Source organism: Pseudomonas urmiensis (assembly GCF_014268815.2).
Classification (GTDB): Bacteria; Pseudomonadota; Gammaproteobacteria; order Pseudomonadales; family Pseudomonadaceae; genus Aquipseudomonas; species Aquipseudomonas urmiensis.
In genome coordinates this window covers 4,488,587-4,511,783 of the sequence record NZ_JABWRE020000001.1, presented here as the reverse complement: position 1 = coordinate 4,511,783, position 23,197 = coordinate 4,488,587, and the positions used below count along the sequence as shown (strand labels likewise).

The following is a 23,197-nucleotide window of genomic DNA, read 5'->3' as shown; positions in this document are numbered from 1 at the left end:
CAGCAGAGGGCCGGGAGCTAGGCCCTGTGGGAGCTGGCGCAGCCTGCGATGGGCAGGGTGATTTCCCTTCAGCCCTGTCGCGGCAGATGCAACTCCCGACGCAGATCGGTCAGGTAGGGAAACGCCTCGCGCCCCTGCACCACTCGCTCGCGCTCCAGATCCGCCAGCAGCTGGCACTCATCGCGCCCGGCCATCGCCAGCAAGCTGCCATCGGGGCCAATGATGCTGCTCTGTCCACAGTAGTGGATTTCATCCTCGGCACCGCAGTAGTTGGCGTACACCAGATAGCACTGGTTCTCCTGCGCACGCGAACGCACGGTCACCTGGCAGACGAAATCGTAAGGCGTCATGTTGGCTGTCGGCACCAGGATCAATTCGGCGCCATCAAGCGCCAAGCGCCGGGCATTCTCCGGAAACTCGATGTCGTAGCAGATCAGCATGCCGACCTTCCAGCCGTCGAGCTCGACCACCGGAAAATGATCCGCACCGGGGCTGAACATGGTCCGATCCAGCTCACCGAACAGGTGAGTCTTGCGGTAGTTGCACAGGCTGCTGCCATGGGCGTTGATCAACTGCACGCTGTTGTAGATCGCGCCGTCTTCGCCGCGCTCTGGGTAGCCATAGGCGATGGCGATGCGATGGGCCTGGGCGATCTCGACCACGGCCATGGCCGATGGGCCGTCATCGGCCTCAGCCAGGCGTTCGACGTGCTCGCTGCCGATGTTGTAGCCGGTCAGGTACATCTCCGGACACACCAGCAACTGCGCGCCGCGGGCTGCTGCCAGTTGCGCCTGGTGTTGCAGGCGCTGTAGGTTGCCGGGCACGTCCAGTGGTCTGGGAGGCCCCTGGAACAGAGCGATGCGCATGCTGCCTCCTTGTCTCAGTCGGCCAGGGCGATCGGCCCGATTTCATCGAACACGTCGCCAGGGCCGGGGTTGTCCGCGTGGGTCTTGCCACCAAAGTGATTCATGATACCCCACACGGCATTGAGCGAGGTCTGCACCGCGCCTTCCACCCAGGCCGGGGTCCACGACACGTCGTCGCCGGCAATGAAAATGCCACGCTGCTCGACTGGCATCTGCGCCTGCATGAAGTGCGCGTACATCCGCTGGTTGTAGCGATAGTGGCCCGGCAGCGCGCCTTTGAATGCACCGAGGAAGTGCGGGTCGGCTTCCCAGGAAATGGTGATAGGGTCGCCGATGATATGCCCGGCGATATCGGTTTTCGGGTAGATCTTTTTCAATGCATCGAGTGCCAGTTGCACGCGTTTTTCCACCGGGTGCGGGAGCATCTTCAGCGCATCGCTCATCCACGCATAGGACAGGCAGATCACCCCTGGTTTATCGTCGCCGTTATCGAACAGGTAGGTACCACGGGTCAGCCGGTCGGTGAGGGTCATGCTCATCAGGTCGCGACCGGTTTCTGGGTCTTTGTCTTTCCAGAACGGCCGGTCGACCATGACGAAGGTTTTCGACGACTGCATGTAGCGGGTGCGGTCCAGGGCCATCCACATCTTCTGCGAGAACAACGACTCTTCACAGTCGATCTGGGTGGTCAGCAGCCAACTCTGGCAGGTCGTCAGCACCGCCGCGTAATGGCGGCAGTCGCCCCAGTTGTCGGTGACTGCCAGGCGGCCGTCGCTGGCGCGGGCAATGCGCTTGACGCCGGTGCGCGGTGCACCGCCGTGCAGCGAGCTCAGGCTGGTACCTTCAGGCCAGTGCGCACAACGCTCCGGCACATGGCGCCAGATGCCCTGCGGCACTTGCTCGACGCCGCCGACCACCAGGTGTTGGTGGTCGTCGCAATTGGTCATCACCACACGGAAGATTTCCAGCATTGAGTTGGGGAAGTCCGAGTCCCAACCACCGGTGCCGAAGCCCACCTGGCCGAACACTTCGCGGTGCTGGAAACTCAGTTTGGCGAAGGCTTTGGAGGTGGCGACGAAGTCGTAGAAAGTGCGGTCGTCCCACAGCGGCACCAGGGTGTTCCACAGTTCTTTCAAGCGAGGCACGTCGCGGTCACGGATAGCCTGCTGGATGTCACCAAAGCGCGCACCGCTTTCCAGGGCGTCGGCCCAGGCATCGGCAACTTCCTGGAACAGGGCCGGCAAGTCGGCGGCTTTTTCCGCGTAGTAGGTCTGGCCTTCCAGATCGATTACCGTGCTGCGTGAGGCAGGGGTGAGCGGGTTGGGGAAGGGTTTGGTTTCCAGGCCCAGCTTGTCGACGTAGTGGTAGAACGCCGTGGACGATACCGGAAAGCGCATTCCGCCCAGCTCGGCGATGATCCCGTCGGTGCCGTTGAAGGCCTGCGAGCGCAGCCGCCCACCCATCTTCGACGCCTCGTAGACCACCGGTTTGAGGCCCAGCTTCATCAGCTCGTAGGCCGCCACCAGCCCGGCGATGCCGGCGCCCACGATCGCCACTTCTTCACCATGACGCGCGGCCGGGATGCTACCCAGGCCAGCCGGGTGTTCCAGCCAATCATCGAAGGCAAAAGGGAAGTCCGGGCCGAAGATGGTGATCGGTTTTTTACCGTCGGCGGGGTGGCGATTGTTGTTGTTCATGTGATGACCTTGCCAGGGGCTGCGCGAGGGGCGGAGCCTGAGTATAGGAAATGCCTGGAGGTGATTTTAGAGGGGAGGTAGTTCGTAATTAAGACTCAACATGATGTCGATATGATCGATAGGTCGTCATTTAGACGCCGATTTGGTTTTAATGACGAATGTGGGTGATGGTCTTTGGTTGGAGGGTTTACCTCTGGGGGGCAGCTTGCTCTTTGCGATTCGCATTTCTGCTAAAGCTGCGATTCCTTCGTGCAGTTCAGTGAAAATATCTCGTTTCATTGCTACAACCTCGTGTGCAGAGGTCGGCAATGTTAATCACCTGTGCCAATGACGCGTAACGTCAAAATGGCTTCGAAAAATTTCCTGGGGCAGCCGTGCCTATGTGGAGAACCGCACTTAGCTAGGAAGCCTCCTACAGACCACAAAAATGTCAGGACGTATCCTACGCGCGCTATCGCCTCGGTCTGGCTGTGCGGGAAATAGTTCATCGCTACCTTCACGGGATCGCCGTATATCGGTGATCGGGCGTGAGAACCCGTCGGTTATTCGTAGAGGCATGCTGTTATGGCAGCTGTGCATGGGCAGGCTTTGCCTGGCCGGAGTCATTGGCCTCTACGAACGCCGGTTCTCACCCCGTGTACGGCTGCCACCCATTTCCGTGAGAAGGGATGGGTAGTGGTCTCCTTGAATCGGCTATGGAGGCTAACCCTGTGAAAAAGATCGTTCCCGATCCACCCCTCAAACTCAACCCGACCACCGAACAACCTTTCAGCACCTGCGAATCCAGCCATCCGCCAGTGTTCCACGTAAGCTCGGGTATCGACGCCGCTGACGCCTTGGTCCACGCCAGTCTGTTGGCCAACGGTATCCGCCAGATCGCAGATGATTACGCCCAACACCATGCTTCGGAATCACACAGCGGCCTGATCTGGACGATCCATCATTCAGCCGAGGCGATCAAAGCCCTGACTGACGCGGTGCTCGACGCGATGGAGCGTTGATGCCCAGGCGCAATTAGTCAGCCCGGCTGCCCGCGGTCCACTTTGCTGCTGAGGATGATCGAGGTGGTGGTTTTCTCCACGCCCTCAAGGCTGCCGATCTGATCGAGCAGTTGGTCCAGTTGCTCGGGAGAATCGCTGTGCAGCCACGCCACATAGTCGAACTCGCCGCTCACCGCGCAAAGTTGCTGCACCTGGCCCATGGCGCTCATGCGCCGCACCACATCCTTGCCCGAACGCGGCTGCACCTTGATCCCGACATAGGCCTGCAGACCACCGCCTATCAGGCGCTGGCCCAAGCGCACGCCATAACCGGTTATAACCTTGCTCTTCTCCAGTCGCGCCAGGCGCGAATTGACCGTGGTGCGGGCAATGCCCAGGTGGCGAGCGAGGGTGGCGACGCTTTCACGGGCGTTGATTTGTAGTAGCGCGATGAGCTGGCGGTCGATTTCATCGAGGGCGATTTGACGGGAGTCTGGCATGACGGCTCTCTGTTCAGAAGGCCATAGACTAGTCAGCCCTTTGCACCTAGAGCAAGGCGGTTGAACAGCGCTTATTGCGCATGGGTTGGCCTATCCAACGAGCAAAGATGGTTTCAGGTCTAAGCTCAGGGAGTAGGCCTGTTTGCCACGCAGGTCTTTGCCAGGGAAATCGTCGCAATGTTGCAGGCGTCACAGATGGAGTAGAACGACAACGGCAGGCCTGAAGTTAAGCAATAAAGTGAGCAGGTCGGCTGGAGCAAACCGTGGCCCGAGGCGCCTTAGCGTCGGTGAAGATTCACCTGTTCGAGAGATGGAAGGGATGACCAAACACAAGGACCTGAGCCGTCTGCAGATCGACGGCGTTTTCTGCATCAGCCTCAAGGAACGCAGCGACCGTCGCGAGTTATTGCAACGAGAGTTTGCTGCAAGTGGGCTGGATATCGAGTTCATGCTGGTGGATCGCGACCAATACAGCCCCGAGCGCGGCTGTTTCGACTCTCACATGAAATGCGCCAGAGCGGCGCTCGAACGCGGCTACCGGCGCATCCTGATTCTTGAAGATGACGCCACCCTGCTTACCTTCGACCCGATCCAGGTCGAGCAGATCAACAGGTTTTTCCAGCGCCGCGACCCTGAGCTGTTCTACCTCGGCGCCAACCTGGGCAAGGTCTGGCTAACGTGGACCCGCGGCATCGCCCGCGTACGCGCCAGGGGCACCCACGCCTACATCCTCTCTGCCCGTGGCTGCCAGCGTCTGCTTGAAGAGGCGCCGTTCAATAACGTCGCTATCGACCGGGTGCTGTCCAAACGCTTCAAAGCCTATATGGCCTTCCCCATGCTCAGCCAGCAGCAGCCTGAAGAAATCGCCTCCAGCGACATCATTGCGGTGCGCTGTCTGGATGGCAAATACCCCGATGCGGCGTACTGGCGGGATAACTGGCGCCGGCAGTACAGCCAAGCACTGCGCAACTTTGGCAAGACGCTGTTGTTGCGCGATCTTTAACGTAGGCGCTGGTGCCGTGAGCCGATTAGATGCGTTATTCGGCTCACGCGAGGCTCTTGAACAGCAAATACGACAAGCCGCGCAAATGCGCGGCTTTGTCGTTTGTTTGGTGGGCCCACACGGACTCGAACCGTGGACCAAAGGATTATGAGTCCTCTGCTCTAACCAACTGAGCTATAGGCCCCAGAAGGTGCCGGGATTATAGCGAGGGATTTGAATGGGTGCCATCCGAAAGATCCGATAGTGCTATACGAAGAAAGGTCTCGGCGAACTTCTCTGGCGGTAGCGGCAGGCTGACGATGTAGCCCTGGATTTGCTCGCAACCTTCGGCTGCAAGGAAGTACTGCTGGGCTTGGTTCTCCACGCCTTCGGCAATGATGGTCAACTGCATGCTGCGGCCCAGGGCAATGATGGCGCGGGCGATTGCGGCGTCGTGGGGGTCTTCCGGCAGGCCGCGGATGAAGGACTGGTCGATCTTGAGGATATCCAGGGGCAAGCGCTTGAGGTAACTGAGCGAGGAGTAGCCGGTACCGAAGTCGTCGATTGCCAATTGCACACCCAGTTGCTTGAGCTGATGCAGCACGCTCAGGGCTTCTTCGGCCTGGCTCATGATGAAGTTTTCGGTGATTTCCAGTTGCAAGTCTCCCGCTTGCAGCTGATAGGTCTTGAGCAGGCTTTCAATGCGCTTGGCCAGGTTTGGCTGACGCAACTGCGCACCGGCCAGGTTGATCGACAGGGGGCCGAAGGGCTGGTAGGTGGTCTTCCAATCGTGCATCTGCCGGCAGGCTTGTTCCAGCACCCAGTCGCCAAGCTGGAGGATGGTGCCATTCTCTTCGGCCAGGTGAATGAAGTGCTCGGGCGGGACTTCGCCCAGGGTCGGGTGGCTCCAGCGGATCAACGCTTCGGCACCCACCAGGTTCTGGGTCTTGAGGCTGAACTTGGGTTGGTAATACAGGCTGAGCTCGTTGCGTTCGATGGCCCGGCGCAGTTCGTGCTCCAGGGCAATGCGTTCACTGGCCTGGGCGGTGAGATCGCGGGTGTAGGCTTCGACCCGGTTGCGGCCTTTGGCTTTTGAGCGGTACATGGCGGCATCGGCATTGCGGATCAGGCTGGCGACGTCGCTGCCATCTTGCGGATAGAGGCTGATGCCGATGCTGGCGCTGGTGAAAAACTCATGTTCGCCGGCCTGGAAGGGGGCGTGGAAGCAGGCCAGCAACTTGTTGGCAATGCTGCTGGCGTCACTGGGTTTGTGCAGGCCAGGTAGAAGAATGATGAACTCGTCGCCGCCCAGGCGGGCCACGGTGTCGACATCGCGTACTTGTTCCTTGAGGCGCTGGGCAATGCCTTTGAGCAGCAGATCGCCAACCGGGTGACCGAGGCTGTCGTTGATGTGCTTGAAGCGGTCCAGGTCGAGGAACAGCACCGCCCCCTGGCGGTTGGAGATCTGCGCGCAGGTGAGGGCGGCCTGCAAGCGGTTTTCGAACAAGGCGCGGTTGGGCAGGCCGGTCAGTGGGTCGTGGTGGGCTTGGTAGTCGAGCTTGGCTTGAGCGTGCTTGAGGCTGGAGATATCGGCAAAGACGGCAACGAAATGGGTTATTTCCCTGTCGCTATTGCGTACCGCGCTGATGGTCAGCCAGCTGGGGTAGAGCTCGCTGTTCTTGCGCTTGTTCTGGATCTCGCCTTGCCAGTGGCCTTCAGCTGTCAGCTGGTGCCACATCGCCGCGTAGAACGCGCTGTCGTGCTGGCCTGAGGCAAGCAGGCGGGGTGTCTGGCCCAGGGCTTCGATCTCGCTGTAGCCGGTAATCTCGCTGAAGGCGCGGTTGACCGCGCTGATGCGCTGGTCGGTATCGGTGATCAACACGCCTTCGGCGGTGTTCTCGAACACCGTGGCTGCCAACTGCAGTTTCTCCTGCATCAGGTGGCGTTCGGTGATGTCGCGGGCGATAGTCAGCATGCAGTCGATGCCGCCAATCGGCAGGGGCCGCGCAGACAGCTCGCACAGGCGGATCTGTCCGTCGCTGCGGCGGATATGGCAGCTGAAGTCGCGCACGAAGCCATCGCGCTGCAGCTGGTCGACCATGCGCTTGCGCTCGTTGAGGTCGACCCAGATGCCCAGGTCCAGCGAGGTTTGGTCGATGGTTGGGTTGAGGTCGTAGCCGGTCAGGCGGCAGAAGCCTTCGTTGACCTCGATCAGCAGGCCATCGCTCTGGCGCGACAGCAAAAGACCGTCCGGCGAGGCGTGGAAGGCTTTGGCAAATTTTTCTTCGGAGGTTTGCAGCTGTTGCTGGGTCTCTTTCAACTGGCTGATGTCGCGCACTGCCACCACCAGGGCGGGAATGCCGTCCAAATCAAAGGTCTCGGCCGAGGTCAGGCCGGTGAACAATTGGCCGTTGCTACGGCGGAAACTCATTTCCAGGTTGCGAATGCCGCCGCGATGCAGGCGTTCAAGCAAGGCCGGACCGCTGCCACTAACGCCCCACAAGCCAAGCTCGGTCGCCGTGCGGCCGACGACTTCGCTGGGGCTCAAGCCGATTTGCTCCTCGAAGGCCTCATTGACCTCAAGCAGGCAGCCATCGCTGTGCCTGGCGATCAGCAGGATGTCAGGGCATTGCTGGAATACCGAAGCGAACTTCTGCTCCGACAGGCGCAGGGCATCTTCGGTGTGTTTGGCCTCGCTGATGTCGATCATCAAGCCGCGCATCAGCGGTCGGTGGCCGTGTTCGATCATGCTGACGATGTTGCGCACCCACAGGGTATGGCCATCGGCGCGGATCACCCGGTAATCGAGGCTGTGATCACGTCCTGCTGCGGTCTCGCTTTCGCAGTAGGCCTGCGCCCATAGCGCGTCCTCAGGGTGCAGGATGCTGCGCCAAAAGCCAGGCTTGAGCCACTCGTTGGTGGCAAAACCGAGTAGGTCTTCGGCATGCGGAGACACATAGCTGTACGTGAAGTCGTTGGCATCTGCTTCCCAGGCGATCGCTGACAGGCTCTCTACCAGGCTGCGGTAGTGATATTCGCTGCTGCGCAGTTCTTGCTCCAGGGCGATGCGCCGCGAGATTTCCGAACTCAGGCGGCGGTTGACGCGGATCATCGCAGCGAGGATCGCTACCAGCAGCAGTACGCCCGGCAGGCCATACAGGAGCATGTCGTGCCAGAAGCTTCTCTGGTCGACCACGTTACCTACCCAGCGCTGCTGGATGTGGCTGATTTCCGCACTGCTCATGTCGGCCAGGACCTTGTCCAGAATGCCGACCAATTGCTTGTTCTCGCGAGGCACAGCCATGGCCAGTTGATAGCGATAGGGCGTTTCACCGCTGACGTACAGACCATCGAGCTTGAGCTGGCGCAAGCTCCAGATGCTTGAAGCGAGATCCCCGACCACCGCGTCGACTTCATCGGTGGCTAGCGCTTGCAGGGCCGAGCTGACATTGGGCAGGGCCACCAGGTTGAGGTCGGGGTGGTGAGTGCGCAGTAGTTCGTGGGGGGCGTAGTCTTGCACCACGGCGATTTTCAGGCCGTACAGGTCCTTGAGGGTGCGCGGTTGCGGGCCGCCTTCATGGGCGAGGATGACAATCGGGAAGTCCAGGTACGGGCGGGTGAACGACAGGTAATTCTGCCGCTCCGGAGTCGACATGATGCCGGGCAGCAGGTCGAGCTGGTTATGCCGCGCCTGTTCCAGGACCCGGCTCCAATTGGTGGGCTCGATCGGCTTGAGCGTCACACCCAGGCGCTCCTGGATCAGGGCGATGTAATCGGCGGCCAATCCCTGGTAGTGGCCTTCCTGATCGCGGAATTCGAACGGGGGCCAGGAAGCGTCGACACCCAGCCGCAGCTGTGGGTGTCCGCTGAGCCAGGCTTTCTCTTCGTCGGTCAGGGTAAGGGCGCCGGCCGTTGCGCTCCAAATGGACAGGATCAGCAACAGAATGGCCGGCATTATCGGCATGGCTGCCTCTCGGTCAGATGGTCTGAATTCGAGTGTAGACGGGCATCGTGCGGGCAGTGGCGGGGGAGGTGATTTAAGTTTGATCGCGCTTGCAGTGTTGCACCCAAGAAAAACCCCGGCCTGGGCCGGGGTTCGTCATCACTCGTCGAGGAAGGAGCGCAGATGCTCGCTTCGGGTCGGATGGCGCAGCTTGCGCAGCGCCTTGGCTTCAATCTGACGGATCCGCTCACGGGTCACGTCGAACTGTTTGCCGACCTCTTCAAGGGTGTGGTCGGTGTTCATGTCGATACCGAAACGCATGCGCAGCACTTTGGCTTCGCGTGCGGTCAGGCCGCCGAGCACGTCACGGGTGGCTTCCTTGAGGCTTTCGACCGTGGCTACATCGATCGGGGACTGCATGGTCGAGTCCTCGATGAAGTCGCCCAGGTGCGAATCTTCATCATCACCAATCGGCGTCTCCATGGAGATTGGCTCTTTGGCGATTTTGAGCACCTTGCGGATCTTGTCTTCAGGCATCTCCATGCGCTCACCGAGCTCTTCCGGGGTCGGTTCGCGACCCATTTCCTGCAACATCTGGCGGGAAATACGGTTGAGCTTGTTGATCGTCTCGATCATGTGCACCGGGATACGGATGGTGCGCGCCTGGTCGGCGATCGAGCGGGTGATCGCCTGGCGAATCCACCAGGTGGCATAGGTCGAGAACTTGTAGCCGCGACGGTATTCGAACTTGTCCACCGCCTTCATCAGGCCGATGTTGCCTTCCTGGATCAGATCGAGGAACTGCAGGCCGCGGTTGGTGTACTTCTTGGCGATCGAGATCACCAGACGCAGGTTGGCCTCGACCATTTCCTTTTTCGCGCGACGGGCCTTGGCCTCGCCGATCGACATGCGACGGTTGATTTCCTTGATCTCGGCGACGGTCAGGCCAGTCTCGGTTTCAAGGTCGACCAGCTTCTGCTGGCAGGCAACGATCGCGTCGTTCTTCTCGCCCAGCGCGGCGGCCCACTTGGTGCTGCGCTTGGAGAGGTCACCGCTCCAGGTCTGGTCGACTTCGTTGCCTGGGAACAGGCGCAGGAAGTCGGCACGCGGCATGCGAGCGTCACGAACACACAGTTGCATGATCGCGCGCTCTTGCTGACGCAGGCGATCCAGGGCACCACGAACGCGCTCGACGAGCACTTCGAACTGCTTGGGCACCAGCTTGATCGGCATGAACAGATCAGCCAGGGCCTGCATGGCACCGATGCTTTCGGCATGGGTACGGCCGTGCTTTTTCAGCGCCTTGAGGGTGATGACGAGCTGGTCGGAAACCGCGCCGAAACGCTGGGCAGCAATGACCGGATCGGGACCGCTTTCGGCCTCTTCCTCTTCGTCATCGCCGTCCTTTTCCTCTTCCTCGTCGTCGGCCTCTTCCTTCGCAGCAGCGGCCTTGGCGCCAGGAATCGGCACTTCTTCGGTCGGTGCGGCGATATTGTCATCAGGGTCGATGTAACCACTGAGAACGTCGGACAGGCGGCCACCTTCGGTGGTGACGCGGTCGTATTCGCTAAGGATGTAGTCGACAGTACCCGGGAAGTGAGCGATAGCGCCCATGACTTCACGGATGCCTTCCTCGATACGCTTGGCGATTTCGATCTCGCCTTCGCGGGTCAGCAGCTCGACAGTACCCATTTCACGCATGTACATGCGCACCGGGTCGGTCGTGCGGCCGATATCGGTCTCAACGGCGGCCAACGCTGCGGCGGCCTCTTCGGCTGCGGCTTCGTCAGTGTCGGCTTCCGCCAACAACAGGGCATCCGCATCCGGAGCAGTCTCGAATACGTTGATCCCCATGTCGTTGATCATGCGGATGATGTCTTCCACCTGTTCAGGATCTGAAATATCCTCAGGCAGGTGGTCGTTGACCTCCGCGTAAGTCAGGTAACCCTGCTCACGACCGCGGGTGATCAACTCTTTGATACGAGATTGCTGTTGCGCTTTTCCGGACATAACACCCTATCCACTGAAGGTCTTGGCGGGCAAAAAACAAGCCGAGGATTATACCCGAGCTAGGACCTCACGCGCCAGATGAGGTCGGGTTTTGTGCGGGAACATTGCGGCTCAGCAGGGCTAAAAGCTGAGATTTTTCCTCTGTGCTCAACTCACTTTGACGTGCTTTGCGCATCAGATGTTCCAGGCTGCGCTCGCGTTGGCGGGCGGATAAACTAGTAATGGTGTCGAAAAACTGTTGTTCAAGGTTGTCGGCATCGATCAACCATTCCTTTTCTGCCAAGGCGCGCAGCAGGCGGCCTTGGTCAGTGCCGTGCCAGCGTGCAATCAGCTGCATTGAGCTTAGCTTAGGATTCTTCTGCGCGGCTTCGATCAGGGCCACCAGCAACTGGTTGTAAACATGTTCCTCGTCGGCGAAATGGCTGGCGTCTTCCACTTTGCCGGCCAGCAGCGGGTAGTGCAGTAGCGTGCGCAGGGCCGATAACATCGGCGGTTCGACCGGTGCCGGCACCCGTGGCGGCGCGTCGCGTTGGCCGTCGCGTTGCCAGGGTTTGCCACCCTTCTTGTCCCAGGGTTTGTTGTCCCACTGTTTCTTGCCGGTGCCCTGTTTGGGCGTCCATGGCCGCTGTTCCTGATGGCTTTGATGAGCTACGCCATAGTCGGGCTGATGCTGATCGCCGTAGTCCGGGGTGTAGCTGGCCATGGCGTCGTAGTCGTAGCCAGGGTCGTAGTCCGGCACGCTGGGCGCTGGTGCGCTTTGTGCCAATTGCTCCATCTGCTGCGGATCGAGCCCGGTGATTTCCCGCAGGCGATTGCGCATCAGCTGGCGCAGGTTGGCGCCGGGGATTTTTTCGATCAACGGCGCGGCCAGAGTGGCCATGTGCGCCTTGCCTTCGAGCGAACGCGGGTCGGCTTCGTTGCTCAATTGCTCGAAGAAGTAGTCGGCCAGCGGTTGCGCGTGCTGGTTGATGCGGGCCTGGAAGGCGTCAGTGCCTTCGGCGCGTACCAGGGTGTCTGGGTCTTCCCCCTCGGGCAGGAACAGGAAGCGTGCACGGCGCCCGTCCTGGAGGCTCGACAGGGTCGACTCCAGGGCGCGCCAGGCCGCCTTGCGCCCAGCCTGGTCGCCGTCAAAACAGAACAGCACGCTCGGCACCACCCGGAACAGTCGCTTGAGGTGTTCTTCGCTGGTCGCCGTGCCTAGTGTCGCCACCGCGTTGCGCAAGCCTTGCTGGGCCAGGGCGATGACGTCCATATAGCCTTCGACGACGATGATCTCATCGAGGCTGCGGTTGTGCTTGCGTGCCTCGAACAGGCCGTACAGCTCCTGGCCCTTGTGGAACACCGGGGTTTCCGGCGAGTTCAGGTACTTGGGCTTGTCGTCGCCCAGCACCCGACCGCCGAAGGCGATCACGCGGCCGCGGCTGTCGCGGATCGGGAACATCACCCGGTCGCGGAAGCGGTCGTAGCGCTTGCCGCTCTCGGCGTTCTCGATCAGCAAGCCGGCGTCGATCATCACCTTTTGCTGCAAGCTGTCGGCGCCCAGGTGCTTCATCAGGTTGTCCCAACCTGGCGGGGCGAAACCCAGGCCGAAGTCGCGGGCAATCTCACCTGAAAGGCCGCGGCCTTTGAGGTAATCCACCGCTGCCTTGCGGGTCTGATGGCTGCGCAGTGCCTGACGGTAGAACTCGGCAGCGGCTTCCAGCAGCGGATAAAGGGGCGAATCGGTCGGCTGGCGTGGCTTGTGCCCACGCCGGCCTTCTTCGCGCGGCACTTCCATGCCCGCGCCGCGGGCCAGTTCCTCGACTGCCTGGGGGAAATCCAGGTTGTCGTGGTCCATGACGAAGCCCAACGCGTTGCCGCCGGCGCCGCAGCCAAAGCAGTAGTAGAACTGCTTGTCGGGGCTGACGGTGAAGGAGGGCGTCTTTTCCTTATGGAACGGGCAGCAGGCGGAGTAGTTCTTGCCGGTCTTTTTCAGTTGGACGCGCGAACTCACCACGTCGACGATGTCGGTGCGGTTGAGAAGGTCGTCAATGAAAGTCTGGGGAATCAGCCCGGCCATAACAGTCTCGTCATCTGGCAACTGGCAAGTCTAATCGCTAACGCAAGTATGCGGGAGAGAGTGCAGCGGTACGGGAAAAGCGAGGGAGGTGTGCTCGTCGCCAGCCACAAGGGCTCGCCAGACAGGGACGGCACGACTGGTCTAGGACCAGCTCTGACGTGTTAAAGCAGCTTGCTCTACTGCAAGTCGCAGAGAGCGCCTCAAGCTGACGCCTAAGGTTTGAAACAACCGCTGCCATCGGCCCGGCGGTTAGCCGGGCAGGGCAGAAGCTTTGCGTTGAACGTCTGTATTAGTACAGACGAACGGCGCGGCGCTGTTCGCGCTGGACTTTCTTAGCGTGACGCTTAACTGCGGCTGCAGCCTTGCGCTTACGCTCGGAAGTCGGCTTCTCGTAAAACTCGCGGCTACGCACTTCAGCCAGTACACCGGCTTTTTCGCAGGAGCGCTTGAAACGACGCAGAGCTACGTCGAAGGGTTCGTTCTCTTTTACTTTGACGGCTGGCATCCAGGGCTACCTTCATTCGTTACCGGGGTAGACGTACTCCTGACAAAACAAAGATGCGCTGGAGAACGTCGGTTTTCAAGGGTTGCGGATGTTAACGCTTAGCTAGCCGGAATGCAAAGCCTCTGATCGAAAACCGCTGGTCGGCACTGGGCACGGGGACTATCATGCGCGCCTTCGAATTCAGCCTCCACAAGGCACGGACCCATGCTAGTACTGGGATTGGAAACATCCTGCGACGAAACTGGCGTCGCATTATACGACAGTGAACGCGGCCTGCTGGCCGATGCGCTGTTCAGCCAGATCGACCTGCACCGCGCCTATGGCGGCGTTGTGCCCGAGCTCGCCTCGCGTGATCACGTCAAGCGTATGTTGCCGTTGATCCGCCAGGTGCTGGACGAAGCCGGGGCAGTCGCCACCGAGATCGATGCCATCGCCTACACCGCAGGCCCTGGGCTGGTCGGCGCCTTGCTGGTGGGCGCTTCCTGCGCCCAGGCCATGGCGTTTGCCTGGGATATCCCGGCGATCGGCGTGCACCATATGGAAGGCCATCTGCTGGCGCCGATGCTCGAAGAGCAGCCACCGGAGTTTCCGTTCGTCGCTTTGTTGGTGTCCGGTGGTCACACCCAGCTGGTGCGGGTCGATGGCATCGGCCAGTACCAACTGCTGGGGGAGAGCCTGGACGACGCGGCAGGCGAGGCGTTCGACAAGACCGCCAAGCTGATTGGCCTGAATTATCCAGGCGGCCCGGAAATCGCTCGGCTGGCCGAGCAGGGCGTGCCTGGACGCTTTGTCTTCCCACGGCCGATGACTGATCGCCCTGGCCTTGAATTCAGCTTCAGTGGCCTGAAGACCTTCGCCCTCAATACCTGGCAGAAGTGCCGCGATGCTGGAGACGACAACGAGCAAACCCGTTGCGACGTATCCCTGGCGTTCCAGCAGGCGGTGGTTGAGACTCTGACCATCAAGTGCAAGCGTGCGCTCAAGCAGACTGGCCTCAAGCGCCTGGTCATCGCCGGTGGCGTGAGTGCCAACAAGGCGCTGCGCGAATCGCTGGAAAGCATGCTTGCCGGCATCAAGGGCAACGTCTACTACGCGCGCCCCAGGTTCTGCACCGATAACGGTGCGATGATCGCCTACGCGGGTTGCCAGCGGCTGTTGGCCGGACAGAAACAGGATCTGGCCATCAGTGTTCAGGCACGCTGGCCGATGGAGCAGTTGCCGCCGGTTTGAAGCTCGATGCCGCTCACGCGCATGGCTCAGAAATGTCGTTCGCGTCCGGCGAACAGGTCGCGTAGATTGCTGCGATGACGCCAGACGATCAGTATCGTGAGTACGGTCATGGGCAGCAGTGCTTCCGGCTCGCGCCAGGCCAGCAGTGGCAGGGTCAGCGGGGTGGCGATCAACGCGGCGAGCGAGCTGGTGCGGGTCAGGTAGAAGGTCAGACCCCAGGCGACGATGGCCAGCAGGGCGGCAGGAAAGTACAGCGCCATGAGCATGCCGGCCGCCGTTGCTACGCCTTTACCGCCCTTGAAGCGGAAGTACACCGGAAACAGGTGGCCGATCACCGCGCATAGGCCAATCCAGGCTTGCTGTTGCAAGCCCAAACCGGCCAGGTCGGCCAGCAGTACTGGCAACATGCCCTTGCACAGGTCGCCCAGGAGGGTCAGGATCGCCATTTTGCGACCTGCCAAACGCAGCATGTTGGTCGCCCCGGCATTGCCCGAACCGCTTGAGCGAGGGTCGGGGCTGCCGCTGAGGCGGCTCAGGACGATGGCGAAGGACAGAGAGCCGAGCAGGTAGGCGAGCAGCGCCAATAACCAAAACATGCTAACTATTCCGGGCGAGGACGCCCTGATTCTAACGGCGCCAGTCGCCCTTGTCGTGCTGTGGAGAGAAGTGCTTGGACAGAGTGTTCATCGAAGGCCTGGAAGTCGATACCGTAATCGGTGCTTATGACTGGGAACGGGATATTCGCCAGTGCCTGCGCCTGGACTTGAGCTTCGCCTGGGATAACCGCCCAGCCGCGGCCGGTGACGACCTGAGCCTGGCGCTGGACTACGCCAGTGTGTCGGCGCGGGTTCAGGCGTTTGCCGAGCAGGCGCGCTTCGAGTTGGTCGAGACCTTCGCCGAGCGGCTGGTCGCGGTGCTGATGGACGAGTTCCACATTCCCTGGGTGCGACTGAAGCTGACCAAGCCGGGCGCCGTCCCGGCAGCCCGTGGCGGTGTTGGCGTGGAGATCGAGCGCGGATGTCTGTGAGCACGGTTTACCTAGGGCTGGGCAGTAACATCGAGCGTGAGAAGCACCTGTGCGCTGGGCTCGATGCCTTGGCGGGCTTTCTGCGTGACATGCGCTGCTCGCCGGTATTCGAAAGCCAGGCAGTCGGGATCAAGAGCGGCCCGTTCTTCAACCTGGTGGTGACTGGCCAAACTGACCTGCCGCTGCTGGAGCTGGATCGCCGGCTCAAGTTCATCGAGGCGGAAAATGGCCGCTATGCGCCGGATCGCAAGGGCTTGCCGTTGGATATCGATGTGCTGATGTATGACGATCTGCATGGCACATTCGATGGCCTGGTATTGCCGCGGGCGGAGATTCTGAAGAATGCGTTCGTGCTGTGGCCGTTGTCGCTGATCGCGCCGACATTGCTGCATCCGGGGGCGGGCAAGCGCATGGCGCAGCTGTGGCAGGAGGCGAGCATCGACCAGGTATTGGCGCCAGTGCCGTTTGAATGGCGTGGGTTGCAGCTGACCCGTCCGTGAGCTGAGCTGGAGTTGTTCTGGGCTTGTACTGGCGCTATCGCGGGGCAAGCCCGCTCCCACGTAGTTGCTCCTGCGCAGCCGCTTCCTGCTTATGCTTCAGCGATGACACTAGCGCGGGCGCTTCCTGCGTATGCTTCAGCGATAAGTTGGCGTTGGAGGGGGCGGCGTGGGATCGGGCTTGCCCCGCGATTGCATTCTCAAGCCTGGGTCAAGCGCTCTAGCGCCGCCAGCCGCTCAGCCTTGAGCGCCTCGCCTAACGCCTGCCCGGTCAGGCCTCGTTCCACCAAACTTTTCACATCCACCGCCTTGGCTTCTTGCGCTGCTGCACGTAGGTAGGCGCCCTGTGGATAACCTTGTTCCTGCAGCTGTTGCCGCCCACGAGCAATCATCTCGCACGCCGCGATATAGTCTTCGAAGCGCTGCGGCCTTCGATACACATCAAACTTCTGCAGCAACTCCAGTAGCTTCGATGCGCTGAGCGTGTAGTCCTGTTGGCAATAGCCGTGGCATTCACCCACGAGCAAGGCCAGCTCCTGGCATTCTCGCGGCGCTTTGAAGCGTTGGTTGATGGCTTTGATCGCTCCACCCAGGTCATGCGTCAAACACGCCCAGCGCACATGCAGGGGCTGCTGATGCAGGGCGGCCTGTTCGAGCACAGCCAAGGTTCGCTGGTCGCTATCCAACAGGGTATCTAGCTCGGGCATCAGCTGTTTTAGCGCAGCACAATCACGCAGCACCTGAATGAATACCTGCGGCTGATCTTCCATCAAGGCGCGCTCGATCTCTTTCCAGCTGCGCTCGGCAGTCAAAGCCTGCAATTCACCCGAATCGCTGATCTGTCGCATCAACTCAAGGGTTTCTTCAGCCACCCTGAAACCCAGCGGGGCATAGCGAGCGGCGAAGCGGGCGACGCGCAGAACCCTGAGGGGATCTTCTGCAAACGCGGGGGAAACGTGGCGCAGTACGCGCTTATCCAGATCGGTCTTGCCGTGGTAGGGATCGCACAGGCTGCCGTGCTCATCCTCGGCCATGGCATTGATGGTCAGGTCGCGGCGGATCAGGTCTTGTTCCAGGGTGACCTCAGGGCTGGCATGGAAGGTAAAACCGCCATAGCCACGCCCGCTCTTGCGCTCGGTGCGCGCCAGCGCATATTCCTCGCCAGTCTTGGGATGAATGAAGACCGGGAAGTCGGCCCCGACCGGGCGATAGCCCAAGGCTTGCATCTGTTCAACAGTGGCACCCACCACCAGCCAGTCGACATCGCTGACAGGACGCCCGAGCAGGCGGTCACGCACCGCGCCGCCAACTTTATAAATCTGCATGTTAAATCTCCCTTGCTGCCCACAGGATAACCTGTCGACAGCAAGGGAGGGGCTTGGCTAGAGGTGATGAACCACGGCCAGGTCCATGCGTCCGTAGTCGCCGGCCTCGCCATGCTCGCCGCGTGGCGGCATGTGATGGGTCTTCATGATCTGGTCGCCCTGTACGGTTTCCAGGTGGATGTCGAAGCCCCACAAACGGTGCAGGTGCTTGAGCACCTCGTCGGTGGAGTCGCCCAGCGGTTTGCGGTTGTGCTGCTGGTGGCGCAGGGTCAGCGAGCGGTCGCCTCGGCGGTCGATGCTCCAGATCTGCACGTTAGGTTCGCGGTTGCCCAAATTGTATTGCGCAGCCAGCTGTTCGCGGATGACCCGATAACCGGATTCGTCGTGAATCGCAGGCACCAGCAAGTCGTCGCGCTGATCGTCATCGAGGATGCTGAACAGCTTCAGATCGCGGATCACCTTGGGTGACAGGTACTGCAGGATGAAGCTCTCGTCCTTGAAGCTGCTCATGGCGAACTTGATGGTAGAAAGCCAATCACTGCCGGCAATGTCGGGGAACCAGCGGCGATCTTCCTCGGTTGGATGTTCGCAGATGCGGCGAATGTCAGTGTACATGGCAAAGCCCAGGGCATAGGGGTTGATGCCGCTGTAGTACGGGCTGTCGAAGCCGGGTTGGAACACCACGCTGGTATGCGACTGGAGGAACTCCATCATGAAGCCTTCGGTTACCAGGCCCTCGTCGTAGAGGTCGTTCATCAGCGTGTAGTGCCAGAAGGTGGCCCAGCCTTCGTTCATCACCTGGGTCTGGCGCTGTGGATAGAAGTATTGGGCGATCTTGCGCACGATGCGCACTACCTCGCGCTGCCAGGGCTCGAGCAGCGGAGCGTGTTTTTCAATGAAGTAGAGGATGTTCTCCTGTGGTTCGGCGGGGAAGCGCGCATCGTCGCGGTCGCTGCCCTTCTCCGCCCCTTTGGGGATGGTTCGCCACAGGTCGTTGATCTGTTTCTGCAGGTGTTCTTCACGCTCTTTCTGCCGGCGCCGTTCCTCTTCGGCGGAAATCGGGTAAGGCCGCTTGTAGCGGTCTACGCCGTAATTCATCAGGGCATGGCAAGAGTCGATCAGGTCTTCCACGGCATCGATACCGTGGCGCTCTTCGCACTGGGCAATGTACTGCTTGGCGAACACCAGGTAGTCGATGATCGAACTGGCGTCAGTCCAGGTGCGGAACAGGTAGTTGCCCTTGAAGAAACTGTTGTGGCCATAGCAGGCATGGGCAATCACCAGTGCCTGCATGCACATGGTGTTCTCTTCCATCAGGTAGGCGATGCACGGATCGGAGTTGATCACGATCTCGTAGGCCAGGCCCATCTGGCCGCGGCTATAGGACTTTTCGGTACTGAGGAACTGCTTGCCGTAGGACCAGTGGTGATAACCCAATGGCATGCCGACGGAGGCGTAGGCATCCATCATCTGCTCGGCGGTAATCACTTCGATCTGGTTGGGGTAGGTGTCCAGCGCGTAACGCTCGGCCAGCCGGCTGATTTCCCGATCGTAGGTCTGGATCAGGTCGAACGTCCACTCGGACCCGGTGGATATGGGTTGGCGTCTCTGTGCTCTGGCGGTCATGTGGCTAACCTGCGCTGGAAGAGTTCACGGAAGACCGGATAGATATCGCCGGCCGAAACCAACTGCTGCTGGGCGAAGGTGTCAGGGAAAGACTCGCCGATGCGCTCGTACTCGTACCACAGCGCTTGGTGTTCGCGTGGGGTAATCTCCACGTAAGTGTAGTACTGCACATGCGGCATGATCTGTTTGGAGAGGATCTCGCGGCAGATCGGTGAGTCGTCGTTCCAGTTATCACCGTCCGATGCTTGCGCCGCGTAGATGTTCCAATCGTTGGTCGGGTAGCGCTCGGCCATGATCTCCTGCATCAATTTCAGCGCGCTGGAGACGATGGTGCCGCCGGTCTCGCGGGAATAGAAGAATTCCTCCTCGTCGACCTCGCGGGCGCTGGTGTGGTGGCGAATGAACACCACTTCGATGCGGTCGTAATTGCGCTTGAGGAACAGGTACAAGAGGATGAAGAAGCGCTTGGCAATGTCCTTGGTGGCTTGGGTCATCGAGCCGGACACGTCCATCAGGCAGAACATCACCGCCTTGGAGCTGGGATTGGGTTGTTTGACCAACAGGTTGTACTTGAGGTCGAAGGTGTCGAGGAACGGCAGGCGGTTGATGCGGGCGCTGAGGCGCTCGATCTCGGCCTCTACGGCTTGAATGTCGGTGAAATTATCAGGCTCTTCGACCTTCAGCCGTGCCAGCTCGGCCTTGGCCTCGCGCAGCAGTGCGCGGCTACTGCCGGTCAGCGCGATGCGCCGGGCATGGGCCGAGCGCAGGGTGCGGATGATATTGATGCGCGAAGGGTTGCCTTCGTTGGCAATCCCGGCGCGCACGGTCTTGAAGGTGTCGGTGCCGGCCAGGTGACGCTTGACCAGGTTGGGCAGCTCCAGGTCTTCGAACATGAATTCGAGGAATTCTTCCTGGGTGATCTGGAAAACGAAGTCGTCCATGCCCTCGCCGGAATTACCGGCCTTGCCACGGCCACCTCCGCCGCCCGCGCCACCTTGAGGGCGGGCGATGTGTTCGCCGGCGGTGAATTCCTTGTTGCCTGGGTGAACGATGGTCTGCTTACCGCCGCGACCATGGTGCAACACCGGCTCGTCTATATCGCGGCCGGGAATGCTGATCTGTTCGCCGTGTTCCATGTCCATGATGGAGCGGCGACTTACGGCCTCTTCGACGGCCTTTTTGATGTGGTCACGGTACCGGCGCAAAAAGCGCTGGCGGTTGACCGTGCTCTTGTTCTTGCCGTTCAGGCGTCGGTCGATAACGTAGCTCATGGTCTCTCCGCTAAAAACAGCTGCAAGCGTCAAGCATCAAGCTGCAAGAAACAGCAGCCCCCACGGCCGCAAGCTGTGGCGCATCGTCTTAACGTTGCGCTGGACAGCCCGCGGCTTGCGGCGTGCAGCTTGCCGCTTTATTGCGATTTCCTGACTCGCAGGTACCATTCCGACAGCAAGCGCACCTGCTTGTCGGTATAGCCACGTTCCACCATCCGGGTAACGAAGTCGTTGTGCTTCTGTTGATCCTCCTTGCTGGCCTTGGCGTTGAAGCTGATGACCGGCAGCAGGTCTTCGGTGTTGGAGAACATTTTCTTCTCGATCACCACCCGCAGCTTCTCGTAGCTCAGCCAGGTCGGGTTCTTGCCATTGTTATTGGCGCGGGCACGCAGGACGAAGTTGACGATCTCGTTGCGGAAATCTTTCGGGTTGCTGATGCCGGCAGGCTTCTCGATCTTCTCCAGCTCCTCGTTGAGGGCGATGCGGTTGAGGATCTCGCCGGTTTCCGGGTCGCGGTATTCCTGGTCCTGGATCCAGAAGTCGGCGTACAGCACGTAGCGGTCGAAGATGTTCTGGCCGTATTCGCTGTAGGACTCCAGGTAAGCGGTCTGGATCTCCTTGCCGATGAACTCGATGTAGCGCGGTGCCAGGTATTCCTTGAGGAAGCGCAGGTAGCGTTCGCGCACCTCGGCCGGGAATTGCTCCTGCTCGATCTGCTGTTCCAGCACATACAGCAGGTGCACCGGGTTGGCGGCCACTTCATGGGGGTCGAAGTTGAACACCTTGGAGAGGATCTTGAAGGCGAAGCGAGTCGACAGGCCGGTCATGCCCTCATCGACGCCGGCTGAGTCGCGGTATTCCTGGATCGACTTGGCCTTGGGATCGGTGTCCTTGAGGTTTTCCCCGTCATACACGCGCATTTTCGAATAGATATTCGAGTTTTCCGGCTCCTTGAGGCGCGACAGCACAGTGAACTGGGCAAGCATCTTCAAGGTGTCAGGCGCGCAATGGGCCTTGGCCAGGGAGCTATTGAACAGCAGCTTGTCGTAGATCTTGATCTCGTCACTGACGCGCAGGCAGTACGGCACCTTGACGATGTAGATCCGGTCGATGAACGCCTCGTTGTTCTTGTTGTTGCGGAAGGTGTGCCACTCCGATTCGTTGGAGTGGGCCAGCAGGATCCCGGAGTAGGGGATCGCACCGAGGCCTTCGGTACTGTTGTAGTTGCCTTCCTGGGTGGCGGTCAGCAGTGGGTGGAGCACCTTGATCGGCGCCTTGAACATCTCGACGAATTCCATCAGGCCCTGGTTGGCCCGGCACAGCGCGCCCGAATAGCTGTAGGCGTCGGCGTCGTTCTGCGGGAATTCCTCAAGCTTGCGAATATCCACCTTGCCCACCAGCGCGGAGATATCCTGGTTGTTCTCATCGCCCGGCTCGGTCTTGGCCACGGCAATCTGGTTGAGGATCGAAGGGTACAGCTTGACCACTTTGAACTGGCTGATATCGCCCCCGAATTCGGCCAGTCGTTTGGTCGCCCAAGGCGACATGATGGTATTGAGGTAGCGCCGCGGGATGCCGAAATCTTCTTCGAGAATGGCCCCATCTTCGGTGGCGTTGAACAGCCCCAATGGCGACTCGAAGACCGGCGAGCCCTTGATCGCGTAGAAAGGCACTTTCTCCATCAGTTGCTTGAGTTTTTCCGCCAGCGACGATTTACCGCCACCCACCGGGCCCAGCAAATAGAGGATCTGTTTCTTCTCTTCCAGGCCCTGCGCGGCATGCCGGAAGTACGAGACGATCTGGTCGATGCATTCTTCCATGCCATGGAAGTCTTCGAACGCGGGATAGCGGCGGATCACTTTGTTGGAGAAGATTCGCGACAGTCGGGAGTTGCTCGAGGTGTCGATCAGTTCCGGCTCACCGATGGCCATCAACAGCCGTTCGGCCGCCGAAGCGTAGGCGCTGCGATCCTGTTTGCACAGCTCGAGGTACTCCTGCAGCGAGAGTTCTTCCTGGCGGGTTGACTCGAAACGTTGTTGGAAGTGGCTAAAGATACTCATGACGTCACCTCGCTCGATACGTGGAGCCGACGCCGGATCAGTCAGCTGATGCTGGCATGCAACCGGGTTCGCCGATTGCTGTATACCCCCCAGAACACCCTTGAAACGCTACCGATGACCCGCACGCCGGTGTACCGGCTCTCCCCTTTTTGGATGGCCTGGGCTTAAGGATAGTTGGTTCTACGAGAGGTCAAGGGCGCAAGGCCCAGAAGTTTGCCACGACCGTTCGTCAGGTCTGGCGCGAGCCCGCACGGGACGCGGGCTGCGAGGGAAATGAAAAAATTATTCGGTGCTGCCTTGGGCGATCTCGGCCGGATAAGTACCACGCCACAGCTCAAAGCCGCCATCGAGGCTATAGACCTCGGAGAAGCCCTGGCCGACCAGGTAGGCGGCTGCGCTCTGGCTGGAATTGCCGTGATAGCAGACCACCACGGTGGGTTTGTCGAGGTCGGCATTGCGGATGAAATCGGCGACCGAGTGGTTGTCCAGATGCGTGGCACCACTGATATGGCCAGCGGCAAAGGCTTGCGGGTCGCGAATGTCGACGACCACCGCACCTTGCTCACGCAGGGTCTGGGCCTGCTCGGGAGGGATGCGCTTGAATTCGCTCATGGGGGCG

At 60.4% G+C, this 23,197-nt stretch carries 18 protein-coding genes and 1 tRNA gene; 5 read left to right on the top strand and 14 right to left on the bottom strand.

Annotated features, from left to right (window positions below):
• Positions 1-68: 68 nt before the first annotated feature.
• Positions 69-866, bottom strand: coding sequence for a carbon-nitrogen hydrolase family protein (locus HU737_RS20465; protein WP_186552700.1), 798 nt, complete (start codon positions 864-866; stop codon positions 69-71).
• A gap of 14 nt (positions 867-880) precedes the next feature.
• Positions 881-2,563, bottom strand: coding sequence for a flavin monoamine oxidase family protein (locus tag HU737_RS20460; RefSeq protein ID WP_186552699.1), 1,683 nt, complete (start codon positions 2,561-2,563; stop codon positions 881-883).
• A 710-nt stretch (positions 2,564-3,273) separates the two neighbouring features.
• Between HU737_RS20460 and HU737_RS20455 the strand changes: the two genes are divergently transcribed.
• Entirely contained in the window at positions 3,274-3,564 is a 291-nt protein-coding gene (locus tag HU737_RS20455; protein ID WP_186552698.1) for a DUF3077 domain-containing protein, read from the top strand.
• Positions 3,565-3,581: 17 nt separating this feature from the next.
• On the opposite strand, the gene HU737_RS20450 is transcribed toward HU737_RS20455, so the two are convergent.
• Positions 3,582-4,043 (bottom strand): Lrp/AsnC family transcriptional regulator, encoded by a 462-nt coding sequence (locus HU737_RS20450; RefSeq protein WP_186552697.1) that lies wholly within the window; start codon positions 4,041-4,043, stop codon positions 3,582-3,584.
• Positions 4,044-4,362: 319 nt separating this feature from the next.
• Here HU737_RS20450 and HU737_RS20445 point away from each other — a divergent pair, with 319 nt between their 5' ends.
• Positions 4,363-5,046, top strand: a complete 684-nt coding sequence (locus HU737_RS20445) for a glycosyltransferase family 25 protein (protein WP_186552696.1) — start codon at positions 4,363-4,365, stop codon at positions 5,044-5,046.
• A 107-nt stretch (positions 5,047-5,153) separates the two neighbouring features.
• On the opposite strand, the gene HU737_RS20440 is transcribed toward HU737_RS20445, so the two are convergent.
• The 5 genes from HU737_RS20440 to rpsU all read right to left on the bottom strand — a co-directional run bounded on the left by HU737_RS20440 (position 5,154) and on the right by rpsU (position 13,542).
• Positions 5,154-5,230 (bottom strand) — tRNA-Ile (locus HU737_RS20440).
• A gap of 15 nt (positions 5,231-5,245) precedes the next feature.
• Complete coding sequence (locus HU737_RS20435; RefSeq protein ID WP_186552695.1) at positions 5,246-8,989, bottom strand: bifunctional diguanylate cyclase/phosphodiesterase; 3,744 nt, start codon at positions 8,987-8,989, stop codon at positions 5,246-5,248.
• A gap of 138 nt (positions 8,990-9,127) precedes the next feature.
• Positions 9,128-10,978, bottom strand: a complete 1,851-nt coding sequence (gene rpoD / locus HU737_RS20430) for an RNA polymerase sigma factor RpoD (protein ID WP_186552694.1) — start codon at positions 10,976-10,978, stop codon at positions 9,128-9,130.
• Between the two features lie 67 nt (positions 10,979-11,045).
• Complete coding sequence (dnaG, locus tag HU737_RS20425) at positions 11,046-13,037, bottom strand: DNA primase (protein WP_186552693.1); 1,992 nt, start codon at positions 13,035-13,037, stop codon at positions 11,046-11,048.
• Between the two features lie 289 nt (positions 13,038-13,326).
• Entirely contained in the window at positions 13,327-13,542 is a 216-nt protein-coding gene (gene rpsU / locus HU737_RS20420; protein ID WP_002551877.1) for a 30S ribosomal protein S21, read from the bottom strand.
• Between the two features lie 204 nt (positions 13,543-13,746).
• Between rpsU and tsaD the strand changes: the two genes are divergently transcribed.
• Entirely contained in the window at positions 13,747-14,772 is a 1,026-nt protein-coding gene (tsaD, locus tag HU737_RS20415; RefSeq protein ID WP_186552692.1) for a tRNA (adenosine(37)-N6)-threonylcarbamoyltransferase complex transferase subunit TsaD, read from the top strand.
• 26 nt (positions 14,773-14,798) lie between these two features.
• Here the strand turns inward: tsaD and plsY are convergent, their stop codons facing one another.
• Positions 14,799-15,368: a glycerol-3-phosphate 1-O-acyltransferase PlsY gene (gene plsY, locus HU737_RS20410; RefSeq protein WP_186552691.1), complete on the bottom strand. Its 570-nt coding sequence runs from the start codon at positions 15,366-15,368 to the stop codon at positions 14,799-14,801.
• 74 nt (positions 15,369-15,442) lie between these two features.
• Between plsY and folB the strand changes: the two genes are divergently transcribed.
• Positions 15,443-15,799, top strand: coding sequence for a dihydroneopterin aldolase (gene folB, locus HU737_RS20405; RefSeq protein WP_186552690.1), 357 nt, complete (start codon positions 15,443-15,445; stop codon positions 15,797-15,799).
• Positions 15,790-16,299, top strand: coding sequence for a 2-amino-4-hydroxy-6-hydroxymethyldihydropteridine diphosphokinase (folK, locus tag HU737_RS20400; protein ID WP_186552689.1), 510 nt, complete (start codon positions 15,790-15,792; stop codon positions 16,297-16,299). Before folB ends, folK begins: the two co-directional genes overlap by 10 nt.
• Positions 16,300-16,496: 197 nt before the next feature.
• Here folK and HU737_RS20395 read toward each other — a convergent pair whose 3' ends face one another.
• The 5 genes from HU737_RS20395 to glpE all read right to left on the bottom strand — a co-directional run bounded on the left by HU737_RS20395 (position 16,497) and on the right by glpE (position 23,190).
• Positions 16,497-17,621 (bottom strand): multifunctional CCA addition/repair protein, encoded by a 1,125-nt coding sequence (locus HU737_RS20395; RefSeq protein WP_186552688.1) that lies wholly within the window; start codon positions 17,619-17,621, stop codon positions 16,497-16,499.
• A 57-nt stretch (positions 17,622-17,678) separates the two neighbouring features.
• A complete protein-coding gene (locus HU737_RS20390; protein WP_186552687.1) occupies positions 17,679-19,247 on the bottom strand; it encodes a SpoVR family protein in 1,569 nt (522 codons plus the stop codon).
• Positions 19,244-20,518 (bottom strand): YeaH/YhbH family protein, encoded by a 1,275-nt coding sequence (locus HU737_RS20385; protein ID WP_186552686.1) that lies wholly within the window; start codon positions 20,516-20,518, stop codon positions 19,244-19,246. Before HU737_RS20385 ends, HU737_RS20390 begins: the two co-directional genes overlap by 4 nt.
• A gap of 137 nt (positions 20,519-20,655) precedes the next feature.
• Positions 20,656-22,578 (bottom strand): PrkA family serine protein kinase, encoded by a 1,923-nt coding sequence (locus tag HU737_RS20380; protein ID WP_186552685.1) that lies wholly within the window; start codon positions 22,576-22,578, stop codon positions 20,656-20,658.
• A gap of 282 nt (positions 22,579-22,860) precedes the next feature.
• The gene (gene glpE, locus HU737_RS20375) at positions 22,861-23,190 is read right to left on the bottom strand and encodes a thiosulfate sulfurtransferase GlpE (RefSeq protein ID WP_186552684.1); all 330 of its coding nucleotides are present in this window, start codon (positions 23,188-23,190) and stop codon (positions 22,861-22,863) included.
• Positions 23,191-23,197: the final 7 nt, after the last annotated feature.